Consider the following 10883-nt stretch of genomic DNA (forward strand, 5'->3'; position numbering starts at 1 on the left):
ATGTGCTCATCGATAGGCCTCCATTCGAATTCGACTTATTTTTCTCTGCTCGATTGATGCATTAAGCATTTCAGTAGAGATAGTGTTTGAGATTCGGCTTGTTAAGATTGCAAGCATCTCGGATGCGGATTTCTCTGTTGCACAGACGATGAAAATAAAACCAAACCTATCCTTATATGCATGATTGAGTTCGATTAATTGCTTTAACACCTCTTCAGGTGCACCATTTACACCTGACTGTTCCGCTTCGCTAAGCGATTGACCTTGTGAGTATTTGCGAGCCAAGGTTGATAGGTCCCCAATCATTGGGTGACCTGCAAAAGCTTCTAACCAATCTTGTTCATTTAGCTGGCAAAATGCTTTTTCTGCATGGTCACAAAAAGCGGAAAAATCACAAAAAGGAGCACTACGAAGCATCAGATTTTGCCAGTGTTGACTCGTACAAATCTGTGCCAATTGCTCGGCTGTGGGAGCTATTGCCTTGTTGGAGATGTTCATTGGCAAGCCTCCGTAAGTGTTTTGCGCAGGCTATTGGCATCCTGCCAGCTGTGCTGCTCTGATTTCGCCGAGTCAACACGAGTTTGTGTTTGCGCAAACAGGCCAATGAGCTGGCTAGAGATTGACACTGCTACTTGCATAGGTAGCTTGCCGCGAACATCTGGGTGGCCAATAGGGCAGGTGAGAGCAGCGAGTTTATCTGCGTCGGATAGCTGTTCTGCTAAACGAAACGAGAAACGCTGCTTTTTCGCCTCTGACCCAATTAAACCAACAAAAGGGAACACTTCGCGCTCTAACGCCTTGCGCGTGATTTCAAAGTCCAAACTATGATCCTGTGTCATTACCACTATGTGAGCGTCTTCAGGAAGAACGTCGATAACCGTCGAAGGGTCTTCTTCGAGTCTGGTTGTCACGCCAAGTGCGCTGAGTTCGCTCAACCATTCTGGTCTATTGTCCACCACAGTTAGATGGCAAGGTAAGCTGTTCAAAATGGTGGCAAGAGACTGACAAACGTGGCCCGCGCCAAACACGACCACCTTAGGTTGCTGGGTGTGCATAAACTCAAACAAAATTTGCACAGCACCGCCACAGCACTGACCAAGGTCCGCTGCGAGAGAAAATCGCTCGATACTGGGTTGAGTTGTATGCTGCGAGAGCCCTTCGCGTGCTTTTTGGATCACCTTAAACTCTAGGTTGCCGCCACCTAAAGTGTCGAACTGATTATGAGCGCTGATGACCATTTTGGAACCACGGGCGCGTGGAACCGAACCGACCTCAGCAATGACAGTGGCAATGCAGTAAGCTTCACCAATCTGTTCCAAATCTTGGCAGGCACTTAGCCAGTTTTTGCTCGGGCTGTTGAGAAATTTTTCAGTTAAAGGAGAATGAGTGCTGTCCATCGCTCACACCTCTTCTTTTACTTGCAGCTGCTCGCTGAGCGGCTTAAATTGATTGACTTTGGCTTGTGCTCCCAAGGTTTCACTGCGTGTATAGCCTATTTGGTCATACTGCTCCAAGCAGGCTTGCAGAATGCTCTCGCCTGTCGCAGGAGCATGAAGCTTAGGTGCAATTTGGTAGTCACTAATCGAAGAAACGGCGTCATAGATCGCACACCAAGCGCTAATCGCGTGCATGAATGGTGGCTCCCCAACGGCTTTAGAGCGATAGATGCTGTGCTCGGGATTCGCTTTATCATAAAGAGCAATGTTCATCTCCTTTGGGTAATCGCCAATGGTTGGGATCTTGTAGTTCATTGGGCTGTTGCTCAATAAAACGCCATCATCATTCCAAACCAACTCTTCATTAGTGAGCCAACCGAGACCTTGAATGAACGCACCTTCGACTTGGCCAATATCGATTGCTGGATTGAGGCTATTGCCAACATCATGGAGAATATCCACTCTATCTAAACGCATCTCACCTGTCAGTGTGTCGATGGTGACTTCAGAGCAGGAAGCGCCAATTGAAAAATAGAAAAATGGTCGTCCAACCGACTTCTCCATGTCGAACCAGATTTTGGGCGTCTTGTAAAAACCATTGCATGAAAGTGACACTCGCGCTAAGTACGCTTGTTGGACGAGTTCTGTCCAGTCGATCTCAAAATCTTCGTCTTTGACCTTGCCGTTAATAATGTCGGGTTGATGTTTTAATTGATATTGCTGTTGAGCAAACTCGGTTAGACGTGCGCGTATCGTCTTCGCGGCGTTGTGTGCTGCCATACCGTTGAGATCGGCGCCTGAAGAAGCCGCGGTTGGTGAACTATTAGGCACCTTATCCGTTCGCGTTGATGTGACTAATACCAGTTCCATAGGAACGCCAAGAGTTTGCGCTACGATCTGTTGAATTTTAGTATGTAGACCTTGCCCCATTTCTGTACCGCCATGAGACACTTGAACACTGCCATCGGTATAGATGTGCACCAATGCGCCCGCTTGGTTTAGGTGCGTTGCAGTGAAGGAGATACCAAACTTAACCGGTGTCAGTGCCAGTCCTTTCTTGAGAACAAGGTTTTCACGGTTCCACTGGCGAATTTGCTCTCGGCGCTTTTTGTAGTTGGTACTTTCTGCGAGCTCTTCAATCACCGCTTTGATGGTATCGGTCTGCTCAACCTCCATGCCGTATGGCGTTACGTTATTCCCTTCGCGATAGAGATTTTTGAGGCGTAAATCAAACGCATCGATACCGGTTTCAACACTAAGAGCCTGCATTGCTCTTTCTATAGTGATCATACCTTGTGGTCCACCAAAACCTCGATAAGCGGTGTGACTTACGGTATCGGTTTTAAGCTTGTTGCCCACAACAGAGACTTGCCCCAAGGCGTAGGCGTTGTCACTATGGAACATGGCTCTATCAACGATAGCACCGGACAGATCTGCCGAGTGTCCACACAAACCATTGACTTCGATATTGGCCCCTTTAATTAGCCCGTCTTTTGTTGCTGCTATTTGGTAGTGGTTGTGGAAAGGGTGACGCTTACCTGTGACAGACATATCAATTGATCGAGGTAAGCGCATCTTCACCGCTTTGCCTGTGTGATAAACGCCAAGTGCCGCTAGACAGGCCCACTGGGCTGCTTGAGACTCTTTTCCGCCAAAACCACCACCCATACGACGCAGGTCTACCGTGACTTTGTTAAAGGGAATGGCCAGTACTTCTGCGACTAAGGTTTGGACCTCTGTTGGGTGTTGGCTTGAACTACGAATATAGATGCCACCATCCTCGGTCGGCTCCGCTAAGCTGATTTGGCCTTCTAGATAAAAGTGTTCTTGGCCGCCGACTGCAAAACTGTCGGTGATGAGAACATCCGCATCTTCTAGCTCTGTAAGTTCAACCAATTGACCAAACTGGTTACTTGGTAACAGTGGTTCCTGTTGATTGGCCTGTTCGGCTCTAACTGCTGCTTGCTTTGAAACATAACTTATCTGTGCTTTTTTAGCGGCTTGCCAAGCTTGTCTATGAGTTTTCGCCAGTACCAGTGCAATAGGTTGTCCGTGGTATTTTATGTTTCCATCAGCGAGAAGGGGATCGCCTTTGAAGATCGGGCCAATGTCAGTTTCGCCAGGAATATCATCATAGCAAATGACATTGCTTACTCCTTTAGCACGCTCAACCTCCGTGAGGTCGATGGATTCAATTTGACCTTTGGCTATTTCACTCAGTACAACAGCGGCATGAAGCGCCCCCTTAGTCATACTGTAATCATCAATGAAAAGCGCTTCGCCCGATACCTGTTTTTCTGCACTTTCATGTTTATGAGAGCGTCCAACAACTTGAAACTCTACGTCTGTCGCCTGTGATGAAATATGGTTTACAGTGGTTAATCTACGCATGTTCAATCAGCCTTGTTGTTATGTTATTGGACTCAAAATAGAAGCGTTGGATAAGGTTTTGTATGAGCTGAACTCGATACTGCGCACTGCCACGAACGTCCGACAGTGGCTGAATAACTTCAGGCACAACAGCCTTAACTTTACGTACCAGTAACTGGGTAAAAGGACGGCCAACGAAGAGTTTTTCTAACTCTGTAAGACGAACTGATTTAGCGGCAATCCCCCCAGCTGAGAGGATGCAGTGCTTAACTCGGTTATCACTGTCGATAGTAAAGTTAAGCGCGAGAACCACTGTGGCGATATCATCTTCATAGCGTTTACTCACTTTGTAGATTGCATGCTTTTGATTGGGTGCTAGACGTGGAATATGGATAGCACTGATCCACTGGTCAGGTTGAAGTAGGGTTTCGCGGTAGCCGGTAATATAGTCCTCTGGCGCAAACAATCTTCTTTCAACGCCATTATCAACCTCTATTTTTCCGTTAAGGCTGATAAGGAGTGGCGCAATATCACCAATTGGAGAGGCGTGTCCAAGGCTTCCGCCTAAGGTTGCGCGATTACGAATGGTCAAGCTACCGAGACGCTCAATCACTTCATCCGTGGTAGGAAACTGTTTACGCATAAAAGCGTGTACTTTGTACATAGGAACCGCAGCCCCGATTCGCCAACCACTCACTGTCTCTTCTATGTTCAACATCTCTTCGACTTCCGAGATATCGATGATTTGTTTAAAGCCTTTAAGTTGCTGAGTCACTTCAAGGGCGAGATCGGTGCCTCCAGCAAGCATCGTTGCTTGTGGCATCTCTTTCTTGGCTATAGCCAGTTGTTTACGATTGCTTGGTTTTAGATAATTAACGCTCTCTTGCTTGCTGCAGCTTTGGATCCAACTTTTAACTGAGTTTTCATCTTCTTGGGCTAGGTCATAATATTCAACGCCAGAAATTTGTTCGGCGGCTTCAATCAATGGGCCATAACCTGTACAGCGGCATAAGTTCCCTGCGAGAAAATCAGCCGGCCTCTCTATGGTGTGTTTTTGTTTTGATAGCGCATAAAGTGACATCACAATTCCCGGAGTACAAAACCCACATTGCGTACCGTGTTTTTCCACGACCGCCTTTTGAACCGGATGTAATTCGCCGTGTTTTTTGAGCTGCTCAATCGTGATGATCTGTTTTCCATGTAATGCGTTTAGTGGAGTAATACATGCGTTGATCTGGCGATATCTGAGTTCTCGGTCGTCTTCCATATCAACCATAACAACAGTACATGCTCCGCAATCACCGCTACCACAACCCTCTTTAGACCCAACCAAACCTTGTTGCTCGCGTAAATAGTTAAGCAGCATGGTATCGGGCGCAGCGTAGTCAATCTCGACAACTTGGTCATTGATCATAAGTTCCAACATAACTTCCCCTGTTGTTAACATCCTGGTCGTACAAACCCGTCCAAGTGGTCAGGTTAAGAGTTAAAAAAATACCTACCTACAAGCTTGTTACCCGATAGGTAGGTCATGTTGAGTTAATTAGGGATAGTTGCGTCGATACCTTCTACGTACCAGTTCACGCCAGCTAATTCAGCATCTGTTAAGGTATGACCGGCAGCTACGACCTCTTTACCAGTGTTGTCTTTAAGTGGCCCAGTAAATGGGTGGAACTCGCCAGACTTAATCTTAGCGTGTGTACTTTTGATTGCTTCTTGTAGCTCAACTGGAAGGTCAGGGTTGATAGAGACAATTTGTAGGATGTCATCTTGGAACCCGCCCCAGAAGTCTTCTGGTTTCCAGTTTTTGTCCATCACTTCTTGAGTGCTTTTAATGTAGTGAGGACCCCAAACGTCACGAATAGAGAACATGTGTGATTTAGGTGCGAAATGGCTCATATCTGAAGCTTGGCCAATACCCATTACTCCGCGCTTTTCTGCGGCAATAAGTGGCGCCGGACTGTCTGTGTGTTGCAGGATGATGTCAACACCTTGATCCATTAGAGCATTGGCTGCATCTGACTCTTTACCCGGGTCGTACCAAGTGTTCACCCAAACGATCTTAATTTTGACGTCAGGATTTACACTCTTAGCGCCCATGTAAACAGAGTTGATATCACGAATTACTTCAGGGATAGGGAATGACGCTATGTAACCGATGGTGTCAGTTTTTGTTGCCATACCCGCAGCCACGCCTGAAACGTAACGACCTTCATAAGTGCGCAGTGCATAGGTCGAGACGTTCTTCGAACGCTTATAGCCTGTGGCATGTTCAAATTTTACTTTTGGATATCTTTTCGCCGCTTTAATCGTTGGGTTCATAAATCCGAAAGAGGTAGTGAATATTAGGTCGTGGCCCGATTTTGCAAGCTGAGTAATAACACGCTCTGCATCGGCTCCTTCAGGTACATTTTCAACAAATGTTGTTTCAACCTTTGCACCGAAGTGCTTTTCGAGATCCTGACGGCCTTGGTCGTGTTCGTAGCTCCATCCGTGATCACCTACGGGCCCAACATAGACGAAACCTACTTTTAGAGGATCGTCTGCCAATGCTGATGCAGTGAGGAAAGTGCTAAGTGACAAGGCCGTTGCCTTAACCCATGTGTTGAGCTTCATGAAATACTCCATTTTCATTGTTGTGTGTTAAAGATTATTGAGTATTTGCAAAAACCTGACCATTTGGTCGTATTCTTGTAATTTAACTTTGCATAATTGTTAAACGCTTTATCTGACGGGGGCTGAGAGTGAGGTAGCTGATTGGGAAAGGCCATAAATTGGATGAAAAACATGAGCCAAGTCGAGCTCTAACACATAGAAAACGCACAGATATGAAGCGTTGCACTAAATTGGCGCTCACTACCATAGGTTTATTAGCGCATTAAAAAAGACCGCCGAAACGGTCTTTGCTGTTTTTTCAGTTGCCCGTTCAGTGCAGCTTAGGGTCAAATGATTTACCAAGGCTCATTGGTGTGGCCAGTTTTTGTTTGAGCGCGTTGGAGCTAATAACCACCATTACCGCGATTGTTGCAACATAAGGTGTCATGGCCAGCAGGTTAGGTGATATATCGAACCCAAAACCTTGCATGACTAGATGTAAGATAGATGCGAAGCCAAATAGGTACGCGCCTAGCATCAAATAACCAATACGCCAAGAAGCAAACACCACGAGAGCCAATGCTATCCAGCCACGCCCTGCCGTCATGTTCTCCATCCACATTGGGGTGTAAACCAGTGACATATAGGAGCCAGCAAGGCCAGCCATTGCGCCGCCAAATAGCGTTGTTAGATAACGTACTTGTATCACTTTTATTCCCAAGGCATTGGCTGAACGAGGGTTTTCACCTACAGCGCGAATTGTGAGTCCAACTCTGGTTTTTTGTAGGATGTACCAGGTGATGGTAACAATGACAAAACTCGAGTAAACCAAGATATCTTGATTGAAGAGTAGTGGACCTAGTAAAGGAATATCGCTTAACAGAGGCAACGCAATTGGTTTGAAACCAGATATGGTAGAACCAACCAAGCCACTTCCAAGAAACGAGCTAAGCCCGGTACCAAAAATGGTAAGAGCAAGGCCTGTCGCCACTTGGTTGGTGCTTAATGACAGCGATAGGAAACCAAATAGCATAGACATCGCCATTCCAGCTAATATCGCTAAGGCAACACCCAGATAGAGGTTGCCAGTGTAATACGCGCCGGCAAACCCAGCCATCGCGCCCATCAACATCATACCTTCTTGCCCTAGGTTGAGAACGCCAGATTTCTCACACACCAATTCTCCTAATGCGATCAATAGTAGGGGAGTACCGGTGATTAACGCAGCGACTAAGATTTGTTGAATCATTAAAATGTCCATTACACCACTCCTTGTTGTGTACTTGCTTCGTTGCTAGCGACTACGTCGATTTCGGTGGTTTTTGATTTGCGCGCCTTATTGACGGCGTCTTCACGTCTTCTGGCAGTCAAGCGAGGAACGACAGTGATGCGGTAGTAGATAAGAAAGTCACAAGCGAGCAAGAAGAACAGCAAGATACCTTGGAAAAGACCAGTTATTGCAGTAGGGAGTCCAAGCTCTATTTGTGCGAGATCGCTACCCATATACAAGGTTCCCATGAAAAGTGCAGCAAAGATGATTCCAATTGGATTTAAGCGGCCAAGATAAGCGACGATAATTGCCGCATATCCGTAGCCAGGTGAGACAGATGGAATCAATTGACCAATAGGGCCCGTTACCTCTGCAGCGCCAGCAAAACCAGCGAGTGCTCCGGCGAACAACATAACAGCCCAAATGATTCTGTTCTCTCCAAAACCAGCATAACGTGCGGCAGACTGATCCTCTCCATAGACTCGAAGTTTGAATCCCGGTAGTGTTTTAAACAGAATAACGGCGGACAGTATCGCGACAATGATAGCAATGACAATACTAATTGACGCTCGCCCTTCATCCATGATGATCGGGAGTAGCAGGCTGTCTGCGAACATCACTGATTCAGGAAACCCAAAGCCTTGTGGGTCAGCTAGTGGTCCATGTACGGACCACAATAAAGTATACAAACCGATGTAGTTCATCATAATTGTGGTTAGGATGATATTGGTATGAAACAGTCGGTTTAATAGTGTCGGGATACCTGCCCAAAACATTCCCGCGAGAACACCGATCAGCAAAGCAAGAACTAGTAAGCTACTCCCTGAAGTTTCGTCGGCCTGAATCGCTACTGTACTTGCTGCAACAGCACCAACCAGGAGTTGCCCTTCTGCACCTATATTCCAAATATTGGCTCGATAACAGAGCGCTAGACCGACAGCACAAAGCATAAGGGGAGTGGCTTTCACCATTAACTCGCCCAAGTTGTATGGGTCACTAATAGGTTGAATGATGAAAACGTTGAACGCCTCAAATGGACTTACTTCCAATAAGACAAACATAATGCTAGAAACCAAAGCAGTTAAAGCAATGGCGATCATAGGAGAGAGCCAAGCCATCAATTTTGAGTTCTCAATACGCGGCTCTATTTTAACCATTACTCACCTCCTTATGAGTAACAAAGCTTCCAGCAATCCATTTGCCCACCTCTTCAATACACGTCTCTTCAGTGTTGACGGCTTCAGAGAGTTGTCCTTCGTAGAGCGCACTCATCCGATCGCAGATGACGAAAAGCTCATCGATATCTTCTGATATGACGAGCACGGCAGCTCCAGAATCGCGTAAAGCGATAAGTTGACGGTGAATAGCGCTCGCGGCAGCTATATCCACTCCCCAAGTTGGATGGGCACAGATTAGCACGTTAGGCTGTTGTTCAACTTCTCTACCGATAATGAACTTTTGTAAGTTACCGCCAGAGAGACTTTTGGCTTGAGAAGATTGGTTGTGGCACTTAACTTGATTGCTTTTAATAATTTGGTCAGCTAATTTGCGCAGCTTGTTCTGTAAAACAAAACCGTGTTTAGCCAAATTGCTTGAGTTAGTTAGAAGAGTGTTGTCTGTAAGGCTCATTTCGGGTACGGCGCCTTGTCCTAGCCGATCTGCTGGGACATAAGCCATACCAAGTTTTCGTCTAGCTCCGGCATTCAAATTTCCCACAGGCTGCTGGCGAAATAACACTGCGCTATTGTTAGCGCGTGTATCCTCTCCACTAAGTGCCTCTAAAAGATCCTCTTGGCCATTACCTGCGACGCCTGCAATACCCAGGATCTCACCCGCTTTTAGTTTTAAAGAGACATCGTTTAGTCCGCAACCAAATGGATGTGAAGGCGGTAACGTGAGGTTGTGAGTTTCGAAGATGGTTTCATTTGCTCGTTTTTTCGGATAGCTTTCAGGGATAAGGCAGCGTAGGATCTCTAATCTTTGTCTCTCGCCAATACTCAAACTATGCACATAACGGTCAGGATCAACATGCAGATCATATTTTTTACTAATAGCGACGATTCGCTGTTTTAAGTTGTCAATTTGATCTAGAAAACTGTTGTCCAGCCCAAGTTCGATATTCTCTTGGACAGTTAGCGTTTCGAACACTGAAAAGTGCTGAAATACCATACCAATTCCCAACGTTCTTGCTTGGTTGGGTGTGCGGATATCAACCTCTTGATTGTTCCAAAGGATTGCACCTTTATCAGGACGGTTCACACCATAGATCATCTTTACTAATGTCGATTTACCAGCACCGTTCTCTCCCAATAGCGCAAGTATTTCACCTTTAAAAAGCTTAAGGTTCACGTTGTCATTGGCTATCACTCCCGGAAATATCTTGCTGACATTCCACAGCTCTAGCAGAGGTTTGTGTTTCATTTTAAGCATATTCCTTTATTGCTCTTTCTTTCTCGCTACATACCAATGTGGCGAGCGATCACAGAAGCCTTATTGTAAAAAGCTATAACAGGGTGCAATGCAATAACTTGACCAACTGTTCAGGAAGTAAAGAGTAACGATATTGTTGCAGTTTTGTATTTAATGGCTTGATTGGTGGGCGATATTTTGGTGCGTGAGCACCATAGTGGTGCGGAAAATGAGTTGTGTTACAAGCTTGACAGCAGCGACGAGATTGCAGAATGTAATAAAAATAGTAAACCGTAAACTTATAAATGGTTTAAATTTCCAGGGAAAAGTAGAGTGGGACAAAAGTCGATGGAAAAATCAGCGCAAACCGGCGCAATTAGACAAAGAAATCAGAACCTTATATTGAGTGCTGCAGCGCAAGAGTTCGCGAAACACGGATTTAGGGGCACATCATTGCAAGCAATCGCTGATAGGGTAAATCTACCTAAAGCAAATATCCTGTACTACTTCAAATCAAAGACAGGCTTATACAAAGCGCTGCTAAACGAAATCATGGAGATGTGGAACCAAAGCTTTTCCGATCAAAACGGCAGTTTAGAGCCCAAATACGTTATTGGAAACTATATTCGAGAGAAGATGCGTTACAGTCGCTCACACCCCATGGAGTCAAAGATTTTCGCTATGGAGATCATCCAAGGTGCTCCAGTGGTTGCGGATATACTAGAACGACCAATGGTTAATTGGAGTAAGGAAAAATCGGGTGTTATTCAGCAGTGGATCAGCGAAGGAAAACTGCGACCAAT

The 10883-nt window shown here is 45.8% G+C and carries 9 protein-coding genes; 1 reads left to right on the forward strand and 8 read right to left on the reverse strand.

What is annotated here, in order from left to right; translation table 11 throughout:
- Positions 1–6: 6 nt before the first annotated feature.
- The 8 genes from QTO00_RS08955 to QTO00_RS08990 all read right to left on the reverse strand — a co-directional run bounded on the left by QTO00_RS08955 (position 7) and on the right by QTO00_RS08990 (position 10092).
- Complete coding sequence (locus QTO00_RS08955; protein WP_331424375.1) at positions 7–498, reverse strand: 2-oxo-4-hydroxy-4-carboxy-5-ureidoimidazoline decarboxylase; 492 nt, start codon at positions 496–498, stop codon at positions 7–9.
- Positions 495–1397 carry a xanthine dehydrogenase accessory protein XdhC gene (xdhC, locus tag QTO00_RS08960; protein ID WP_331424377.1) on the reverse strand — a complete coding sequence of 301 codons (903 nt, stop codon included), beginning with the start codon at positions 1395–1397 and terminating at the stop codon, positions 495–497. Before xdhC ends, QTO00_RS08955 begins: the two co-directional genes overlap by 4 nt.
- 3 nt (positions 1398–1400) lie before the next feature.
- Complete coding sequence (gene xdhB / locus QTO00_RS08965; protein ID WP_331424378.1) at positions 1401–3827, reverse strand: xanthine dehydrogenase molybdopterin binding subunit; 2427 nt, start codon at positions 3825–3827, stop codon at positions 1401–1403.
- A complete protein-coding gene (gene xdhA, locus QTO00_RS08970) occupies positions 3820–5232 on the reverse strand; it encodes a xanthine dehydrogenase small subunit (RefSeq protein WP_331424380.1) in 1413 nt (470 codons plus the stop codon). The genes xdhB and xdhA overlap by 8 nt, the downstream gene beginning before the upstream one ends.
- 113 nt (positions 5233–5345) lie before the next feature.
- Positions 5346–6422 (reverse strand): BMP family ABC transporter substrate-binding protein, encoded by a 1077-nt coding sequence (locus QTO00_RS08975; RefSeq protein ID WP_331424381.1) that lies wholly within the window; start codon positions 6420–6422, stop codon positions 5346–5348.
- Between the two features lie 310 nt (positions 6423–6732).
- Complete coding sequence (locus QTO00_RS08980) at positions 6733–7662, reverse strand: ABC transporter permease (protein WP_331424382.1); 930 nt, start codon at positions 7660–7662, stop codon at positions 6733–6735.
- Positions 7662–8828, reverse strand: a complete 1167-nt coding sequence (locus tag QTO00_RS08985) for an ABC transporter permease (protein WP_331424384.1) — start codon at positions 8826–8828, stop codon at positions 7662–7664. The genes QTO00_RS08980 and QTO00_RS08985 overlap by 1 nt, the downstream gene beginning before the upstream one ends.
- Positions 8821–10092, reverse strand: a complete 1272-nt coding sequence (locus tag QTO00_RS08990) for an ABC transporter ATP-binding protein (RefSeq protein ID WP_331424387.1) — start codon at positions 10090–10092, stop codon at positions 8821–8823. The genes QTO00_RS08985 and QTO00_RS08990 overlap by 8 nt, the downstream gene beginning before the upstream one ends.
- A 336-nt stretch (positions 10093–10428) precedes the next feature.
- Between QTO00_RS08990 and QTO00_RS08995 the strand changes: the two genes are divergently transcribed.
- Positions 10429–10883, forward strand: a 455-nt coding sequence (locus QTO00_RS08995) for a TetR family transcriptional regulator C-terminal domain-containing protein (protein WP_331424390.1), incomplete at its 3' end; no start/stop codon positions are given.

It is taken from the genome of Vibrio sp. M260118 (assembly GCF_036533755.1).
Lineage (GTDB): Bacteria > Pseudomonadota > Gammaproteobacteria > Enterobacterales > Vibrionaceae > Vibrio.